The sequence below is a fragment of the Pseudomonas sp. FG98 genome, assembly GCF_057808595.1.
The window spans coordinates 134122-152474 of sequence record NZ_JBMDIJ010000004.1; the positions used below are offsets into that span (position 1 = coordinate 134122).

At 64.9% G+C, this 18353-nt stretch carries 15 protein-coding genes and 1 riboswitch; of the genes, 9 read left to right on the top strand and 6 right to left on the bottom strand.

The genetic code is table 11. The annotated features are described in order from the left end of the window. Positions 1-100: 100 nt before the first annotated feature. From ACODSK_RS04600 to ACODSK_RS04610, 3 genes are all read left to right on the top strand, one after another. On the top strand, positions 101-1855 hold the full coding sequence (locus ACODSK_RS04600; RefSeq protein WP_489014170.1) for a carbamoyltransferase family protein: 1755 nt from the start codon (positions 101-103) through the stop codon (positions 1853-1855). Further along, complete coding sequence (locus tag ACODSK_RS04605; protein ID WP_489014172.1) at positions 1842-2744, top strand: glycosyltransferase family 2 protein; 903 nt, start codon at positions 1842-1844, stop codon at positions 2742-2744. Before ACODSK_RS04600 ends, ACODSK_RS04605 begins: the two co-directional genes overlap by 14 nt. Before the next feature lie 68 nt (positions 2745-2812). Further along, positions 2813-4222, top strand: coding sequence for an ArnT family glycosyltransferase (locus ACODSK_RS04610; RefSeq protein WP_489014173.1), 1410 nt, complete (start codon positions 2813-2815; stop codon positions 4220-4222). A gap of 1 nt (position 4223) precedes the next feature. Here ACODSK_RS04610 and ACODSK_RS04615 read toward each other — a convergent pair whose 3' ends face one another. Then, positions 4224-4886 carry a lipopolysaccharide kinase InaA family protein gene (locus tag ACODSK_RS04615; RefSeq protein WP_489014174.1) on the bottom strand — a complete coding sequence of 221 codons (663 nt, stop codon included), beginning with the start codon at positions 4884-4886 and terminating at the stop codon, positions 4224-4226. A gap of 117 nt (positions 4887-5003) precedes the next feature. On the opposite strand from ACODSK_RS04615, the gene msbA reads away from it, so the two are divergent. The 4 genes from msbA (at position 5004) to hldE (ending at position 10602) form a co-directional block, all read left to right on the top strand. After that, the gene (gene msbA / locus ACODSK_RS04620) at positions 5004-6824 is read left to right on the top strand and encodes a lipid A export permease/ATP-binding protein MsbA (RefSeq protein ID WP_489014175.1); all 1821 of its coding nucleotides are present in this window, start codon (positions 5004-5006) and stop codon (positions 6822-6824) included. Next, a complete protein-coding gene (locus ACODSK_RS04625; RefSeq protein ID WP_489014176.1) occupies positions 6818-7714 on the top strand; it encodes a GNAT family N-acetyltransferase in 897 nt (298 codons plus the stop codon). The genes msbA and ACODSK_RS04625 overlap by 7 nt, the downstream gene beginning before the upstream one ends. A 3-nt stretch (positions 7715-7717) precedes the next feature. Next, on the top strand, positions 7718-9118 hold the full coding sequence (locus ACODSK_RS04630) for a PIG-L family deacetylase (protein WP_489014177.1): 1401 nt from the start codon (positions 7718-7720) through the stop codon (positions 9116-9118). A 62-nt stretch (positions 9119-9180) separates the two neighbouring features. After that, positions 9181-10602, top strand: a complete 1422-nt coding sequence (gene hldE, locus ACODSK_RS04635; RefSeq protein WP_489014178.1) for a bifunctional D-glycero-beta-D-manno-heptose-7-phosphate kinase/D-glycero-beta-D-manno-heptose 1-phosphate adenylyltransferase HldE — start codon at positions 9181-9183, stop codon at positions 10600-10602. Positions 10603-10655: 53 nt separating this feature from the next. On the opposite strand, the gene ACODSK_RS04640 is transcribed toward hldE, so the two are convergent. From ACODSK_RS04640 to ACODSK_RS04655, 4 genes are read right to left on the bottom strand one after another with little or no spacing between them, the layout of a single operon-like run. After that, positions 10656-11618: a metal ABC transporter ATPase gene (locus tag ACODSK_RS04640; protein WP_489014179.1), complete on the bottom strand. Its 963-nt coding sequence runs from the start codon at positions 11616-11618 to the stop codon at positions 10656-10658. Positions 11619-11658: 40 nt separating this feature from the next. Next, positions 11659-12471, bottom strand: a complete 813-nt coding sequence (locus tag ACODSK_RS04645; protein WP_489014180.1) for an aldo/keto reductase — start codon at positions 12469-12471, stop codon at positions 11659-11661. Next, the gene (locus ACODSK_RS04650) at positions 12468-13643 is read right to left on the bottom strand and encodes an NAD(P)/FAD-dependent oxidoreductase (protein WP_489014181.1); all 1176 of its coding nucleotides are present in this window, start codon (positions 13641-13643) and stop codon (positions 12468-12470) included. The genes ACODSK_RS04645 and ACODSK_RS04650 overlap by 4 nt, the downstream gene beginning before the upstream one ends. Positions 13644-13697: 54 nt before the next feature. Further along, a complete protein-coding gene (locus ACODSK_RS04655; RefSeq protein WP_489014182.1) occupies positions 13698-14030 on the bottom strand; it encodes a DMT family transporter in 333 nt (110 codons plus the stop codon). A 90-nt stretch (positions 14031-14120) separates the two neighbouring features. Here ACODSK_RS04655 and ACODSK_RS04660 point away from each other — a divergent pair, with 90 nt between their 5' ends. Both ACODSK_RS04660 and waaA read left to right on the top strand, forming a co-directional pair. Beyond that, positions 14121-15011, top strand: a complete 891-nt coding sequence (locus ACODSK_RS04660) for a LysR family transcriptional regulator (protein WP_489014294.1) — start codon at positions 14121-14123, stop codon at positions 15009-15011. A gap of 146 nt (positions 15012-15157) precedes the next feature. Further along, the gene (waaA, locus tag ACODSK_RS04665) at positions 15158-16429 is read left to right on the top strand and encodes a lipid IV(A) 3-deoxy-D-manno-octulosonic acid transferase (protein ID WP_489014183.1); all 1272 of its coding nucleotides are present in this window, start codon (positions 15158-15160) and stop codon (positions 16427-16429) included. Positions 16430-16530: 101 nt separating this feature from the next. Here waaA and ACODSK_RS04670 read toward each other — a convergent pair whose 3' ends face one another. Beyond that, entirely contained in the window at positions 16531-17964 is a 1434-nt protein-coding gene (locus ACODSK_RS04670) for a TolC family outer membrane protein (RefSeq protein WP_489014185.1), read from the bottom strand. Between the two features lie 143 nt (positions 17965-18107). Further along, a riboswitch (TPP riboswitch) is annotated at positions 18108-18213 on the top strand. Positions 18214-18353: the final 140 nt, after the last annotated feature.

Sequence of the window (18353 nt, forward strand, 5' to 3'; positions counted from 1 at the left end):
CCTCCTATTGCCCACCCGCTTTGCGTTATAATCCCGCCCTTTCGCCGCCGCCCGCCTACGAGGCCGGGGCGCATTTTTACCGATTGAAGAGGCTAGACCCTTGGCATTGACGATTCTTGGCCTGTCCGGCGCCCTTAGCCATGATCCTTCCGCGGCCCTGTACATCGACGGCAAGCTGATCGCCGCCGCTGAAGAAGAGCGCTTCGTGCGCGATAAACATGCAAAGAACCGCATGCCCTACGAATCGGCGAAGTTCTGCCTGGAACAGGCTGGCATCAAGCCGTCCGACGTCGATGTGGTGGCGATTCCGTTCGCCCCCATCAGCCTGTTCGGCAAGGCCCGCTGGCACTACGCCAAGCGCTACTGGTACGCCCCGGACCGCGCCCTCGACGCGATCCTGATGGGCAACCGCCGCTACAAGCGCTATCGCAAGAAGATCGTCTGGTGCCTGGAGCAACTGGGCTTCGATCCGAAGAAGATCAAGATCGAACCGGTCGAGCACCACCTGGCCCACGCCTCCAGCGCCTACCACTGCTCCGGCTTCAAGGAGAAGACCGCGATCCTCGGGATCGACGGCAAGGGCGAGTACGCCACCACCTTCTTCGGCTACGGCGAGAACGGCAAGATCCACAAGATCAAGGAGTTCTTCGATCCGGACTCCCTGGGCGGCCTGTACGGTGCGATCACCGAATTCCTCGGCTTCGAGATGCTCGACGGCGAGTTCAAGGTCATGGGCATGGCGCCGTATGGCGATGCCAGCAAATACGACTTCTCGCGCCTGGCCAGCTTCGAGAACGGCGAACTGGTGATCAACACCGAGTACGCCAACGTCATCGGCCTGCGTCGCTATAAAGAGAAGGGCAAGGGCTTCTACTTCTCGCCGAAGCTGATCGAGTGGCTGGGTCCGAAGCGCGAAGGCGACATCGCCGACGAGCCGTACATCCACTACGCCGCCAGCATGCAGGCGCTGTTCGAGAAGCTGGCGCTGCAGATGATCGACCACTACCTGGGCGACATTCTCAAGGAAACCGGCAAGCTGGCCTTCGCCGGCGGCTGCGCGCTGAACGTCAAGCTGAACCAGAAGATCATCGCCCGCCCGGACCTGAAGGAGCTGTTCGTCCAGCCCGCCTCCGGCGACGCCGGTACTGCAGTTGGTGCGGCGGCCTATGTGTCCCATGCCCGCGGCGTGCCGGTCGAGAAGATGGAACACGTCTACCTCGGCCCTGCGTACTCCAACGAAGACGTGATCGCCGCCTGTGCCCGTCACCCGAGCAAGCCGGCATGGCGCAAGATCGACGACATGCCCGAGCGCATCGCCCGGATCATGGTCGACGGCAACCCGGTGGCCTGGTTCCAGGGTCGCATGGAGTTCGGTCCGCGCGCCCTCGGTGGTCGCTCCATCATCGGTTGCCCGAGCGTGCCGGGCGTGGCCAACCGGATCAACGAGCAGATCAAGTTCCGCGAGCGCTGGAGGCCTTTCTGCCCGTCCATGCTGGACACCGTCGGCCCGCAGATGATCAAGGTCGATCACCCGGCGCCGTTCATGACCTTCACCTTCGAAGTGGCGGAAGAGTGGAAGACCCGCGTACCGGAAGTCGTCCACGAGGACGGTACGTCCCGTGCCCAGGTGCTAAAGCGCGAGTACAACCCGCGCTACTACGACATGATGAAGGCGCTGGAAGTGCTGACCGGCAACGGTGTGTCCCTGAATACCTCGCTGAACCGTCGCGGCGAGCCAATGATCTGCTCGCCGACCGATGCGCTGAACATGTTCTTCGGCTCCGACCTGCAGTACTTGATCATGGAAGACATCCTTGTGATCAAAGAGGGTGCGGCGGAATATGGCGAGCCGTGATGTTCTGATCAGCGTTGTCATCCCGACCTACAACTACGCGAGAGTACTCCCACGGGCACTGGATTCCGTCCTGTGCCAGTGGGCGGACGATCTGGAGCTGATCGTGGTCAACGACGGCTCCAGGGACAACACCCTTGAAGTTCTGGCCGACTACGCGTCGCGATATACCCAGTTGCAGGTCATCGACCAGGCCAATGCCGGAGTCGCAGCGGCGCGCAACCGGGCCATTGCCCAAGCCAGCGGTCGTTACGTGCTGCTGCTGGACGCCGATGACGAACTGACGTCAACGGCGATTCCGACACTACGCGATGTGTTGGGCGCCAACCCCGGCGTAGGGATGGTGCTGGGCGGGCAGATTTCGGTCTATCCCGACGGCCGCGAGCGGCTGTCCTCGCCCACGCCGGTACCGCGCCTCAGTCCGCGGGAATTGGCGCGGCGCTACCTTCTGCAAAAACGCATTTCCGTATCGCACTGCTGCACGCTGTTCGCCCGCGAGCTTCTATTGCGCCGTCCGTACCCCGAAAGCCTGCGCTCTGGCGAGGACATCCCGGTGTTCGCTTACCTGGTGGTCAATGCTCAAGTGGTGACCACCGATGTGCCGCTGGCGCGGATCTACAAGCACGCCGACAGCCTGCGTCACAACCGGGAAAAAGAAGAGGAATATGCGCTGGGCATGGTGCACGAGGTGTTCGCCAGCCTGCCCGCCGAATGCCAGGACCTCCGCTCGCGCTACAAGGCGCAGCGTTATCTGTCGCTGTTTCGCACAGCGTTACTGTCGGGTGACGGCAGTGCTGCGCGTCGGTTCTACGCTCGGGCGCTCTGCCTGAGTCCGTTGCAGGCCATGCGCTGGACTTACCTGCGCAAGGCTACGCGTCTGATGATGGTCTAGAAATTTCGATGGGGACGGTTGGCAGTATGGATTCCGCAGTGGGTACTTTCATTTCAAGGACGATCAGCATGTACCCGGTACGCCTGGCGTTCATCGGCAGTCTGCTGCTGTCGCTCATTGCCGTACTCGGTGTCGCTGTAGTCGGCCGCGACGCTGCGTTGTACCTGGACATCGCCCGGCAGGTGAGCGAGCAGGGGCCGAGGGTAGCCTGGCAAGTGTTCGACTGGCCCTGGTTCACCTTGCTGCTGGCCGGAACCCATTCCCTCACGCATTTGCCGCTGGAGTGGTGCGCCTATCTATGGTGCGCGCTATTCATGGCGGGGACCTGCGCCGTGCTGGTCGACTGTGTGCGCCAGCGGGTTCCGGAAGCGGCAACCTGGGCTTGCCTGGTCGTCCTGGCGATGCCGGCTGCCAACCAGTTTCGCAATGACATCATTCGTGAGCAGGGCTTCTGGTTCTTTAGTTTCCTCGCGTTGTGGTTCGCGTTGCGCTGGCAGGAACGTGGTGGCTGGCAGCGTGCTGCGGCCATCCATGTCGCGATTGGCGCCGCGATGCTGTTCCGTCTCGAGGCGGTGATGCTGGTGGCGGCGATGGGCTTGTGGCAGTGCGTGGGGTTGCTGCGTGGAAACTGGCAGCGCTTTGTCCAGTACGCTTCGCTTCCGCTGTTTGCCGGCGTGGCCGTGCTGCTGGTGCTGATGCTGAAGGGAGGGCTGTCCTCCGAGCGCGTCGCAAACTATGCCGGCATGCTCAACCCTCATCGCGTGCTGGACGCATTCACGCAACTGTCCGAACAGTTCGGTAACAGCTTGGCATACGACTTTTCCAGGGATGAAGCTGGTCGGATCGTGTTCTTCGGGTTGCTGGCGGCGGTGCTGATCAAGTTCGTGGCGCTGATGGGGCCGTTCTCGCTGGCGTTTCTCAGCCGTCCCAGCTGGCAGGCGTTGCGCACCTATCTGCGCGACTATCAGTCGTTCGCCTGGGCGGCGCTGCTGTATCTGGTGATTCTGCTGCTGTTCTTCGTGATTCAGCAGTTCATGAACTCACGCTATATCAGCTTCCTGAATCTGCTGGTCGTGCCGTTGCTGGCGACGGGGCTGATGCTTTTCGCCCGGCGTTTCCCTCGACTGGGCAAGGTGCTGGTGGTAGTGGGAATGCTGGTGATGCTAAGCAATGTGATCTCCACGGGTGCGCGCAAGACGCAATACGTGGATGCCGGCCGCTGGATCGCCGCGAACATCGATGCCAAGGCGAGGGTCTACTACGAGGACGGTCGTATCAGTTACTACGCCGACCGAGGCTACCCGGGGCTGATCCCGCGGGAACGGGCTCTCGAAGATGTCCGTCGCTACAGCTACTTCGTGTTTGAGTCCCGCCCCGATGAACCGTGGCTGGTCGAGTGGCTGCAGAAGCATCAGATGCGGATCCTGGCCAGCTTCCAGAACCGCAAGAAGGCGACCGTGGTGGTGATCGGTCGCTGAGTCAGCCGAGCAACTGTTTCAGGTTGTTCAGCAAACGAGGACGGGGCCTGGATTGGCCCCGTTCCAGTTCCTGGCGGTAGCCTTCGAGAAAGGTCGCGCCGGCATCTTCTCCCAATAGCCACTGGCGGTCCTGCGGGTAGCGCAGCATGTGATGAAAGTTGCGCTCGCGCTGGCCATCGCGCAGTGCGCGGCGCTGGTGCTGCAGGTCGGCGATGTCGATCAGGCCGAGCTGGTTGTCGGGGGTCAGCACCACGTTGCCCAGGTGCAGCGAGCGGAAGTACACCCCCAGTTCATGCAGATGGGCGACGAAGCGCCCGAGCTCGGCCCGCAGCGTCTGGGCCCGCGTGTGGTCGTCCAGCAGCTGGCGCAGAGTGTCGCCCGGCAGGGGCGAGTAGTAGACCGCATCGCGCTGGATGCTGGGGATGCGGAAGGTGTCGATCACGTCCGGGCTGGGGATCTGCTGCTCGTGCAGGGTCCGGGCATTGCGGGCAAAGCGTTCGGCGTAAGGAAACAGCAGCGCCGAGCTGAGCAGGCGCTTGCGCCGGAACAGCTTGAGCATCTTTCCGTCACGCAAGCGCAGCACCTTGTCGCCGGAGCCGTCGGCTTCCAGCACCCGGGCGCCTTCGCGCAGGGCCAGGTAGGTGGTGTGATCCATAGCTCGCATGCGGTACCTCCGACAAAGAAGCCGGCTATCTTAGCCGACTTGCCTGGCGCTCGCTTTCATCGGGGGGAAAAAGTCGCTGTGATATGATCTGCGCCTCATTGTCATGTGCGGATTCCCATGAGCACTCCTGATCCTCGCCCCCAGTCAACGTTGGCGATCTATTTCCGCCTGCTGGCGTATGTGCGGCCCTACATTGGGCTGTTCCTGCTCAGCATCGCCGGTTTCCTGATCTTCGCTTCGACGCAGCCGATGCTGGCCTACATCCTCAAGTACTTCGTCGACGGCCTGGCCAACCCGGAAGCCGTACTGTTCCCCGGCAATCCCTACCTGGGTGAGCTGCAATTGCTGCAGGCAGTGCCGCTGCTGATCGTGGCGATCGCTGCCTGGCAGGGCATCGGCTCCTACCTCGGCAACTACTTCCTGGCCCGGGTATCCCTTGGCCTGGTGCACGACCTGCGGGTCGTGCTGTTCAACAAGCTGCTCGAACTGCCCAACCGCTACTTCGACCAGACCAACTCCGGGCATCTGATTTCCCGGATCACCTTCAACGTCACCATGGTGACCGGTGCCGCCACCGACGCCATCAAGGTGGTGATTCGCGAAGGCATGACCGTGGTGTTCCTGTTCTGCACCCTGCTGTGGATGAACTGGAAGCTGACCCTGGTGATGGTCGCCATCCTGCCGATCATCGCCCTGATGGTCAGCAGCACCAGCCGCAAGTTCCGCAAGCAGAGCAAGAAGATCCAGGTCTCGATGGGCGACGTCACCCATGTTGCTTCCGAAACCATTCACGGCTACCGCGTGGTGCGCAGCTTTGGCGGCGAAGCCTACGAGAAGGCACGTTTCCAGCAGGCCAGCCAGAGCAATACCGACAGACAACTGTCGATGACCAAGACTGGCGCCGTCTATACCCCGACCCTGCAACTGGTGACCTACAGCGCCATGGCGGTGGTGATGTTCCTGGTCCTGCTGCTGCGCGGCGAGGCCTCCGCCGGTGATCTGGTGGCCTATATCACCATGGCCGGCCTGCTGCCCAAGCCGATTCGCCAACTGTCGGAAGTCAGCTCCACCATCCAGCGTGGTGTGGCCGGCGCGGAAAGCATCTTCGAGCAACTGGACGAGGCGCCGGAAATCGATGCCGGCACCATCGAGCGCGATCAGGTTCAGGGGCGTCTGGAAGTCCGCAACCTGAGCTTCCAGTACCCGGGTACCGAGAAGAAGGTGCTGGACGATATCAGCTTCGTCGTCGAACCGGGCCAGATGGTAGCCCTGGTGGGGCGCTCGGGCAGCGGCAAGTCGACCCTGGCCAGCCTGATCCCGCGCTTCTACCAGCACGAGCACGGGCAGATCCTCCTCGATGGCGACGAGATCCAGGCATTCACCCTGCGCAACCTGCGTCGCCACATCGCACTGGTGAGCCAGCAGGTCACCCTGTTCAACGACACCGTGACCAACAACATTGCCTACGGCGACCTTGCCGGAGCGCCGATCGAGGACGTGCAGAAGGCGGCCTCCGAGGCCTACGCCGACGAATTCATCCGCAAGATGCCGCAAGGCTATGAAACCCTCGTGGGCGAGAACGGCGTGCTGCTTTCCGGCGGCCAGCGCCAGCGCCTGGCGATTGCCCGTGCATTGCTCAAGGATGCGCCGGTGCTGATCCTCGACGAGGCTACTTCGGCCCTCGACACCGAATCCGAACGACACATCCAGGCGGCCCTGGACCACGTGGTGCAGAACCGCACCACACTGGTGATCGCCCATCGGCTGTCGACCATCGAGAAGGCCGACATCATCCTGGTGATGGAGGATGGCCGTATCGTCGAGCGTGGCAGTCATCCGCAACTGCTGGCGCAGAATGGCCACTATGCCCGTCTGCATGCCCGCGAGTTCGTAGAGGGCGAAGATGGCAAGCCGACACAAGCGGTCGACGCATGCTGAGTGCGTTGCGTTGGTGGCGTGAACGAGGCTGGAGTGAAATCGACCAGGCGAGCTACGCCCAGGCCTGGTCGCAGTACGGCGGCAGTGTCGCGACCCATCCCGAGGTGGTCGCACGTCTGTCCGGCTTTCTCGGGTTGCCGGTGCGCTATCTCGGCTGGCAGGTCGGCGATCAGATCGTTGCCGCGGTCCCGTGCTGGGGGCGGCATATCGCCCTGGCCAAGGACGTGCTCAAGCGTGAAGGCAAGCGCGGCCTGCTCGACATGGGCAACGCCGAGATCATCCTGCCAGTGGCCGAGTCGGCCGAGGTGCCCGTGCGGCACAGCATGCGCTATGTCTCCGAGCTGAATGCCGGGCGGATCAGCACGCTGCGCCCTCAGCCGGAGGGCCTGGCCCTGGCCCGTGAGCCGGAGGATTACTCGAAGAAGTTTCGCTATAACCAGCGTCGCGAGCTGCGTCTGCTCGAAGAGGCCGGCGGAAGCCTGCGCCCCATGAGCGACTTCACCCCTGCCGAGCGGGCGGCCATGTACACCGGGTTGTTCGAGCGTCGCTGGGGCTTCGAGGTGCCGGGCAAGCAAGGGCTGGCAGAGGTGTTCGGCCTGTTGCGCGAGTTCATGACCGGCTCGGTGGTGATGCTCGAAGATGCGCCGGTGGCGATCCAGGTGCTGTACCGGGTCGAAGCCCCGAACTGGGTGTCGCTGGAGTACATCAATGGTGGTGTCGACCCGCAGAGCCGTGAGTTCAGCCCTGGCAGCGTGCTCAGCTTCGTCAACACCCAGCAGGCCTGGGAGGACGCCCGGGCACTTGGCAAGCCGCTGCGTTACTCGTTTGGTCGTGCCGACCGCGAATACAAGGACCGCTGGTGCCGGACGGTGCCGGTTTATCAGGTTTGACCCATGACCGTGCGCAAGCAAAAGCTGTTGAAGGCCCATCGGCGCAACAAGCGCCTCACTCTGATCGGGGCGTTGCTGGTACTGATCGGGCTGGGGGTAACCCTGGCCTGGTGGCTGGTGCCATTGCTCATGCTGCTGGGCTGGATCGCCCATGAGGCGTGGTTTGCCGATCATCTGTTCTATCGCGGCAGCGATGACTATCAGTACCGCTTTCCCGAGGGGACGCCCGCGCAGCCGGTCAGCCTCGAGCAAGGTCGCCTGCGCCTGAGTGCGCCGCTGGCCGAGGGCGAGACCCTGGTGCTGGCGCTGAAGGTGCGGCATCGCTGGCCTGGGCGCTGGCTGGATCCTTTTGTTGAAATCGGGTCCGACCGTCAGGACTTCGAGCGCGGTGTGGACGGCCTGCGCTACCTCAATCTTTCCGGCCAGCGCGAGCTGCTGGAGCGTGGCGAGCTGACGCTGCGCGGCCGTCGCTGCCGTCTCGCCGACAGCGGTACCCTGCATGTCATGGCCAATCCGGACTTCACTCGCCAGCGCAGCATGATCCTGGCCCCCCATGCCGATGACGCGGAGCTGGCCGCCTTCGGTTTCTACAGCCGCAGCAGTGACATCAGCATCGTCACCCTGACCCAGGGCGAGATCGAGGCCGAGTCGTTGCAGCGCCTGGGCCTCGACCTGGCCCAGGCCGCGCGGTTGAAAGGCCGGCTGCGCAGCTGGGACAGCCTCGCGGTACCGTTGTGGGGAGGGGTCAAGGCCAGTCACTGCGTGCAACTGGGCTACTACTGCCTGCAATTGCCGCCCATGGCACAAGCGCCGGAAACTCCATTCGGCTCGCGAGAGTCGGGGGACAGCGATATTCGCAGTGTGCGCGGGCATAACCCTTTGCCGCTTCCCGGCGACAGGGACGGCGTGCCGAGCTGGAACAACCTGGTGGCCGACCTGGTGGCCCTGCTCGAGCACTATCAGCCCGAGGTGATCATTACGCCGCACCCGGAACTTGACCCTCACGCCGATCATGTCGCCACCACCCAGGCGATATTCCAGGCCATCGCCCTGAGCCGCAGCAAGCCGCACACCGCGCTGTTCTACGCCAACCACCTGCACGACAACGATCGCTGGCCCATGGGGCCTGCTGGCATGGGCATCGCCCTGCCGCCAGCGATCGAGGCGTTGCCGGCGGATCGCCTGTGGAGTCCGTTGCTGGATCCGGCGCTGCAACTGGACAAGGCCATGGCCTTGGGCATGCAGCACGACCTGCAGGGGCCGCTCGCGCTCAAGCGGCGCGCTCGCCGGCTCATCCAGCGCGTGCTCAGCGGGCGCCGTTGGCCGACCACCGGAGAAGACGAGTTCTTCCGCAAGGCAGTCCGGCGCCACGAGCTGTTCTGGGTACGGCGGGTCCCCGATTGAAGTGGTGTCATTAGCCCTGTGCTAATATCCCGCCCCTGTTCATTTTGTCTGATGGGTTCTCCATGAAGTTGTCCATGCCGCGTTTCGATCAAGCCCCGGTATTGGTGGTCGGCGATGTCATGCTCGACCGCTACTGGCATGGCGGTACTTCGAGGATTTCGCCCGAGGCGCCGGTACCGGTGGTCAAGGTCGAGCAGATCGAGGATCGTCCAGGCGGCGCGGCCAACGTCGCGTTGAACATCGCCGCACTGGGTGCGCCGGCAGCGCTGATCGGTGTCACCGGCCAGGACGAGGCGGCCGACAGCCTGGCCAACAGCCTGCAGGCGGCGGGGGTGCGTTCGGTGTTCCAGCGCATCGCCCACCAGCCGACCATCGTCAAGCTGCGGGTGATGAGCCGTCACCAGCAATTGCTGCGCATCGATTTCGAAGAGCCTTTCGCCACCGACCCGCTGTCCCTCGGTGCGGAAGTCGACACCCTGCTCGAAGGGGTCAAGGTGCTGGTGCTGTCCGACTACGGCAAGGGCGCGCTGAAGAACCACCAGAGCCTGATCCAGGCTGCTCGCGAGCGCGGTATCCCGGTGCTGGCCGACCCCAAGGGCAAGGATTTCTCCATTTACCGCGGTGCCAGCCTGATCACCCCGAACCTCAGCGAATTCGAAACCATCGTCGGTCGTTGCGCCGACGAGGCCGAGCTGGTGGCCAAGGGCGGCCAACTGATGAATGAGCTGGAACTGGGTGCCCTGCTGGTGACCCGCGGCGAACACGGCATGACCCTGCTGCGCCCGGATCACCCGGCGCTGCACCTGCCGGCCCGTGCCCGTGAAGTCTTCGATGTGACCGGTGCCGGCGACACGGTGATTTCCACCCTGGCTGCCGCCATCGCTGCCGGCGAAGACCTGCCCCACGCGGTCGGCCTGGCCAACCTGGCGGCCGGTATCGTGGTCGGCAAGCTGGGTACGGCGGCCATCAGCGCCCCTGAGCTGCGCCGGGCGATCCAGCGCGAAGAAGGCTCCGAGCGCGGTGTCCTCGGCCTTGAGCAATTGCTCCTGGCGATCGACGACGCCCGCGCGCACAACGAGAAGATCGTCTTCACCAATGGTTGCTTCGACATTCTCCATGCCGGTCACGTGACCTACCTGGAGCAGGCGCGGGCCCAGGGTGACCGGCTGATCGTCGCGGTCAACGACGATGCCTCGGTCAGCCGCCTGAAAGGGCCGGGCCGGCCGATCAACAGCGTCGACCGGCGCATGGCGGTGCTGGCCGGACTGGGTGCGGTGGACTGGGTGATCAGCTTCGCCGAGGGCACCCCGGAAAACCTGCTGAGCCAGGTCAAGCCGGACGTGCTGGTCAAGGGCGGCGACTACGGCATCGACCAGGTGGTCGGTGCGGATATCGTCAAGGCCTACGGCGGCACGGTGAAGGTGCTGGGGCTGGTGGAAAACAGCTCGACCACGGCGATCGTCGAGAAGATCCGCAAGAACTGAAATGAAGAAGGGCCTGCATTGCAGGCCCTTCTTCATTCAGGTGCTTTCCAGGCTTATTTGCTCAGCCCGCCCCGGGCCATCTGCAACAACGCCTTCGCCTTCCCGGTAATCCGCTGCAAGCCACTGGCCGGCTTGCTCGGTGTCAGGCCTTGCTGGCGCACCCAGTCCTTCCAGCGAATCCGCTCGTCCCTGACCACCCAGCCGTCCTGGGGCGCGAAGCTTTCCGCCAGGTGCAGGCCGCGGGTACTGGCGGGCACCAACTGGTCCTTTTTCAGGGTGTACAGCTCGGGCAGCGGCTTGCCGTCTTCCAGCGGCATCAGGTACAGGTCGGGGCGCGCGCGGTCCAGGCGGGCGACCAACTGGTCGCCTTCGAGGCGCTCATCGACATGGAACAGGCTCAGCGACTTGGCGTCCTTCGGTACCTGCAGGCGCAGGTCGTAGATCAGTTGCAGCGATGCCGTCGGCAAGTGCACGTAGGCGCGCGGTCGCTCGATCAGTTGCTGGTTGCCGCAGCGTACCGGCAACGCCGCGCCGGTATGCGGGGTGAGGTTGAAGGACAGCGCCTCGCGATAGTGCAGGGCCGCCGCGTAGGGGGCCGGCAGCCAGGTGTCGTTGAAGCGCCCGCCGAGCCAGCCCTCGGGGGTTTCCAGCAGGCACTCCTCGGCGACTTCCTGCACGGCGGTGTGCAGGGGCAGGTTGAGTTCCTGGGCCGGCACGTAGCCGGAAATCAGCTTGAGCACCACATCGCCACGATCCTGCCGACGCTGGCGCACCAGTACCCAGTAATCACGGTGCTGCCAGCACAGGGTCAGGCGCACCGAGACGCCTAGGTTGGCCAGTTCCACGGCGAAGCGTCGGTGGTCGGGCAACTGGATGGCCTTGCGCCGTTGCAGGGTCTGGGCGAAGTTCAGCGGCCGGCCGATGCTCTGATAGTTCAACCCCTCCGGGCCGGCTTCGACATGGAGGGGCAAGGTCTTGAAGTTGCTCGGGTTCTTGCGGATCAGCGTTCGCGGCATGTCGGCTCCTTCTTGCGTTGGGGTCGGCCGCGGCGGCGGCTCAGTGCTGGCGCAGCACCTGGGCGACGGTCGCCACGTTATGGGCCAGATGCAGGGGATTGATGGTCCCGACAATAGCACTGCTGACCCCGGGGTGGGCAAACAGCAGCTCGAAGCTGGCCTTCACCGGATCGACCCCAGGGGCCAGGCAGACATGACCGCTGGCCAGGGCCTTCTTCACCAGCACCGCCTTGCCATGGGCAGCGGCGTAATCGAGGACCGGGCGTTCGGCCTGCTCGTTGAGATTGTAGGTGACCATTGCGCAGTCGCCCTGTTCCAGGGCTTTCAGCCCGCCTTCGACGGTCTTCCCGGAAAAGCCGAAGCCGCCGATCTTGCCCTCCTGCTTGAGCAGGGCGAGGGTCTGGTAGACCTCCTCGGCTTGCAGGATATGCAGGTCGTCGCCGTTGGAGTGGACCAGGACCAGATCGATATGCTCTGTTTCAAGGCGTTTCAGGCTGCGTTCCACCGAGGCGCGGGTGTGGGCGGCGCTGAAGTCGAAGCTGGATTGGCCGTCATCGAACTCCTCACCGACCTTGCTGACGATCACCCATTGATCACGCTGGCCGCGCAGCAGCGGACCGAGGCGCTCCTCGCTGCGTCCGTAGGCCGGCGCGGTATCGATCAGGTTGATGCCCAGGTCGCGGGCCTGGGACAGCAGCAGGCGGGCGCTGTCGTCATCGGGGATGGTGAAGCCGTTGGGGTACTTCACCCCCTGGTCGCGCCCCAGCTTTACGGTGCCCAGGCCCAGCGGCGAAACCAGCAGGCCGGTACTGCCGAGCGGGCGATGCAGATCGTGCAGGGTTGGCAGGGTCATGGCAGCAGGCGCTCCCATTCTGCCTGGCCCAGCGGCGGCTTCGGCAGGTCGGGCAGGGCAGGGAGGTTGGCTGGCTTGATGCCGTCGCGGTCGAGGGCGTGCAGGACCCGGTCGGCGAAGTCGGGGGCCAGGGCCAGCTTGGTCGGCCAGCCCACCAGCAAGCGCTGCTGGTCGGCGAGGAAGGCGTTGTCCGGACGCACCAGGCCGGACTGCGCCGGTTCGGCCCGGTCGACCCGCAGGGTGGCCCAGCGCACCTGGCTCAGGTCGACCCAGGGCAGCAGGCCGGCGACTTCTTTCTTCGCCGCAGCGATCTGCGCTTCCGGTTCGCGGGCCACGCCGTCGGCTTCGGCGAGGTCGCCGCCGAGGTACCAGACCCACTGGCCGTCCGCCGCCGGGTGGGTGGTCACGGTGATGCGCGGCTTGGGGCCGCCGCCGAGGCAGTGGGCGTACAGAGGTTTCAGGCTCGGCCCCTTGGCGATCACCATGTGCAGCGGCCGGCGCTGCATGGCCGGCTGGTTCAGGCCGAGGTCGGCGAGCAGGTCGGCGGTGCCGGCGCCGGCACTGAGGACGACGCGCTGGGCGCGGATTTCGCGGTCGTCGACCCGCAGGCCAACCAGTTCATCACCTTCGCGCAGCGGCTCGATGCGTTCGCCGGCGAGCAGGCTGTCGCCGGCCAGTTCGGCCAGGCGCTGCAGCAGGCTCGGCACGTCCACCACCAGCTCGGCCAGGCGATAGACCTTGCCCTTGAAGCCGCGATCCTGCAGGGCCGGCGGCAACTGGTCGCCCTTGACCTGGTCGACCCGGCCGCGCACCGCCTTGCTGGCGAAGAAGCTGGTGAGGTTGCCGGCGATAGTGCCGGGGGACCACAGGTAATGTGCTTCGGACAGCAGGCGTACGCCGGACAGGTCCAGCTCGCCGGTGCCGGCCAGGGCCTCGCGCCAGCGCCGCGGCATGTCGGCGATGGCCTCCGAGGCGCCGGTCAGGGCGCCGTGCAGGGCGTACTTGGCGCCGCCGTGGATGATGCCCTGGGACTTGAGGGTCTGCCCTCCACCGACGCTGGCGCGTTCCACCAGCACCGTCGAGTAGCCCAGGCGCCGCAGGCGAGCGTTGAGCCAAAGACCCGCGACCCCCGCGCCGACGATCAGGACGTCGGTGGAAATGACCGTTGACATGCAGTTACCTCGACAAGCTGGACAGGCGGGCAAGTATACAGCCTGTTGCCGCCGTCAATGCCCGGCGGTTTTCGAGAACAGCTGGATCACCACCACGCCGCCGACGATCATCGCCATGCCGAGCATGGCCGGGACATCCAGCTTCTGGTCGTAGATGACCAGGGCGGCGACGCTGATCAGCACGATGCCCAGGCCCGACCAGATGGCGTAGGCGATGCCCACCGGAATGCTACGCACCACCAGGGTCAGCATCCAGAACGCCACCGCGTAGCCGCAGATCATCAAGGCCAGCGGCAGTGGTGTGCTGAGGCCCTTGACCGCTTTCATCGAGGCGGTGGCGATGACTTCGGCGCAGATGGCGATGGCGAGATAGGCGTAGGCATTCATGGTTAGGGCTCCTCTGATGGCCTGCGCATTCTAGGTCCTGGCTGGATGCGGTAAAGTCATTTCCTATCTGCTGGGGAGATAGGTTCGATGGTGCAACCGCAATGGAGTCTGGAGCAGGTTCGCCTGTTCGTCGAAGTGGCCGAGCAGCGCTCGTTTTCTGCCGTGGCGCGGGCAGCGGGGCGGGCGCAGTCGGCGGTGAGCAATGCGATCGCCTTGCTGGAGACCGACCTGGGGCTCACCCTGTTCGAGCGCAGCAGCGGCCGTCAGCCGCAATTGACCGAGGCCGGCGCCGCCTTGCTGGAGGACGCCCGGGAATTACTGCGCCAGTGCGAGCGTCTCGACGGCCGCGCTTCGGCGCTGATGCGCGGGCAGGAGCCGCGCTTGCGTCTGGCTCAGGACGAGGCCATGCCCTATCCGCCGGTGATCGAGAGCCTGGATGAGTTGTCGCGGCAATTCCCGCTGCTGGAAGTGCAACTGGCCAGCAGTGCCCAGGGCGATGTGGCGCGCCAGTTGGTGGAGCGGCGTGCCGATCTGGGGCTGATGTTCCACCACGAGCGTGTGCCCGATGCCCTGGAGCGGCGGGTGCTGGGCAGCATCGAGATGGTCACGGTATGCCCGGTGGGGCATCCGTTGGCGCAGGTGGGGCGGGTCAGTTGCGAGCATCTGGCGCGGCACCGGCAGTTGTTGGTCAATCCGCGGGACAGTGGCTATGCCGGAGGCGAGCCGGCCAGTCCGCTGGTGTGGCGGGCGGACAGTTTCTATGCGATGTCCGAGTTGTTGGTGCGCGGGCTGGGCTGGGCGTGGTTGCCGCGGCATGTGGTGCAGTACCCGACCTATCAGCAGCATATGGTCGAGCTGGACTGTGAATGGCGGCCGCCAGCGCTGGTGGTGGAACTGGCCTGGCGCCGTGATGAGCCGCTGGGGCCGGCGGCGCAATGGTTGGCTGAAAGGTTCGCGGTGCATCTGCGGGAGATGGGGTGATCCTGCGGGCCCTATCGCCGGCAATGCCGGCTCCCACAAGGTTCGATGGCGATCACAAAACCTGTGGGAGCCGGCGTTGCCGGCGATAGCGATCTGAAGGGCAACAGGGAGGCATTGCCGAGTGCTTCCTTGTAAACTCCCGCGCCATGAACAGAACCCTCTATACCCTGCTATTCCACCTGGGCCTGCCGCTGGTCGCGCTGCGCCTGTTCCTGCGCGGGCGCAAGGCGCCGGCGTATCGCGAGCGCATCGGCGAACGCTTTGCCTTCGGCCTGCCGCCGCTGAAACCCGGCGGGATCTGGGTGCACGCGGTGTCGGTGGGCGAGAGCATCGCCGCCGCGCCGATGATCCGCGCGCTGCTGGAACGTTATCCACAGCTGCCGATCACCGTGACCTGCATGACTCCGACCGGTTCGGAGCGGATCCGCGCCATGTTCGCCAACGAGCCGCGTATCCAGCACTGCTACCTGCCTTATGACCTGCCGTGGGCGGCAGCGCGTTTCCTCGACAAGGCCCGGCCGAAGCTGGGGGTCATCATGGAAACCGAGCTGTGGCCCAACCATATCCACCAGTGCGCCAAGCGCGGGACTCCGGTGGCCCTGGCCAACGCCCGGCTGTCAGAGCGCTCGGCCCGTGGTTATGCGCGGTTTGCCGGGCTGACCCGGCCGATGCTTGAAGAGATGAGCCTGTTCGCCGTGCAAACCGAGGCCGAAGCCGAGCGCTTCCGCCAGTTGGGGGCACGGTCGGCGGCGGTGCAGGTGACCGGTTCGATCAAGTTCGACCTCAAGATCGATGAGCAGTTGCTGCCCCGGGCCGGTGAACTGCGCGCGCAATGGGGCGCGACCCAGCGCCCGGTGTGGATCGCTGCCAGTACCCACGATGGCGAGGATGCGCTGATCCTGGCGGCGCATAAGCAACTGCTGGCAATCCATGCCGATGCCCTGCTGATCCTGGTGCCGCGTCATCCGGAGCGGTTCGACGCGGTCCATCAGTTGTGTGCCGAGCAGTTCGCCACCGTGCGCCGCTCCTCGGGGACACCGGTGGACGCCCAGACCCGGGTGTTGCTCGGCGACACCATGGGCGAGTTGCTGTTCCTCTATGCCCTGGCCGATATCGCCTTCGTCGGCGGCAGCCTGGTGCCCACCGGCGGGCACAACCCGCTGGAGCCGGCGGCGCTGGCTTTGCCGGTGATCATGGGGCCGCATGTATTCAACTTCCTCGAAATCAGCGCGATGTTGCGCGAGGCGGGAGCGTTGGAGCAGGTCGATGATGCCGAGGGGCTGGCCGCCGAGGTGCGCCGGCTGATCGAGTTGCCGCAGGATGGGCGGCGTATGGGCGAGGCGGGGTTGGCGGTGATGCGCGCCAATCAGGGGGCGTTGCGACGCTTGCTGGATGGGCTGGGTGTTCTGATCCGTTAAGGCTTTGCGCGGACCTTGTGGGAGCGGGTTCACCCGCGATGAGGCCGGTGAACTCACTGACCTCATCGCGGGTGAACCCGCTCCCACAGGGGGCTAAATCTTCACGGGCGAGCCTCGAAATTGGCCTTGGCCGCCGCCGCCAGGTCCGGCGGCAGGAAGTCCTTGTCCGGGTTGTAGTCCGGCTTCAGCCAGTGGCCCAGGTCCTGCAGGTCCTGCGGGCTCAAGGTGCCTGCCGCCTGCTTCAGGCGCAGGTTGTCGAGGATGTAGTCATAGCGGGTGTTGTTGTAGTCACGCACCGAGGTGTACAGCTGGCGCTGCGCATCGAGCACGTCGACGATATTCCGCGTTCCCACCTGATAACCGATTTCCGTGGCTTCCAGCGCGCTCTGGTTGGAGATGATCGACTGCTTGCGCGCCTGCACCTGCTCCACGTCGGTGTTCACCGCGCGGTGCAGGTTGCGGGTGTTTTCCACCACCTGGCGGCGCAGGCTTTCCCGTTGCTGCTCGCTCTGGCTCAGGCGCTGGTAGGCCTCGCGCACTTGCGAGCTGGTCAGGCCGCCGCTGTAGATCGGGATGTTCAGTTGCAGGCCGATGCTGGTCTGCTCCACGTCACCGCCGTAGCGCTGCCCGGTGTAGTTCGGGTTGGTGAAGCCCAGGCTGTCGTTGTCACCCTTCTGGTAGCGCGCCACCGCGTCGACGGTCGGGGCATGTCCGGCCTTGCGCTGGCGCAGGGTTTCCTCGGCCGCCTGCACGGCGTGGTTGGTCGCTTGCAGGTTGAGGTTCTGCTGGGTCGCGGTGTCGACCCAGGCCTTGGCGTCGTTCGGCGTCGGCACCTGTACCGGCAGGCTGTGGACCACGCCCTGCAGCGAGTTGTAGTCGCGGTTGGTCAGGGTCACCAGGGCTTCGAAGGCGTCGGCCACGCGGCGCTCGGCGATCAGCCGGTTGGCCCGGGCGGTGTCGTAGCTGGCCTGGGATTGCAGGACGTCGGTCTTGTCGGAGAGGCCGACATCGAAGCGCTCGTTGGACTGGTCGAGCTGGCGCTTGAACGCTGCTTCCTCGGCCTTGGTCGAGGCCAGGTTGTCCTGGGCACGGAGCACCGCGAAGTAGCTCTCGGCGCTTTGCAGGATCAGGTTCTGCTCGGTGGCCGACAGCTCCAGTGCCGCCTGTTCGTTGACCGCTTCGGCAGCCTGCAACTGGAACCAGCGGTCGGCGCGGAAGATCGGCTGGGCCAGGGTCGCGCTCCAGGTATTGCCACTGCGGCTGGCGGTGACCGAGGGCTGGTCGATGCTGGTGCGGGTGTTCATCATCTCGGCGCCGGCGGAGAGGTTCGGCAGCAGGCCGGCACGGGCCTGGGGCACCACTTCGCGACGGGCACCGTAGTCGGCGCGGGCGGCGGCGAGGTCGGCGTTGTTGTTCACCGCCTCGTTGTAGACGCTGACCAGATCGGTTCTGCTCGACAGCGGCAAGTCTGCTGCCCAGACCAATCCGTTGGAAGCACAAGACACGGCAAGCGCCAGTGAAAGTTTGCGCAGCATAGGGCGATCCTTGAACGAAGAGGGTAATTCTGAACTTGCGAGTGTAGTTGCGCAGGCATCTTGCAACAATCTGACATTTGCGCCATTTGTCATGCATGTGCTTGGAGAGTTGGCGTTTGTCCTCACTCTGGTCTAGAGTGGCCGGGTTCTTGTCGGGGTGCCTTGCGTTGAGGCTGAGATCGGAAAATTCCGGATCCCGTTGAACCTGATCAGGTTAGCGCCTGCGTAGGGAACAAGATTGCTCGCTTCCCGCGAGCCCTCTTGTGCCGGGTCCGGGAATGTCGAGTCAGCCACGATGGCAACAGGCATCTCCGTATTCAGCACAGCACCGCCCCCGGTGCGTCCGTGCCTTCATCAGGTTCACTCCGACATCCAACCCGTCTGGAGAG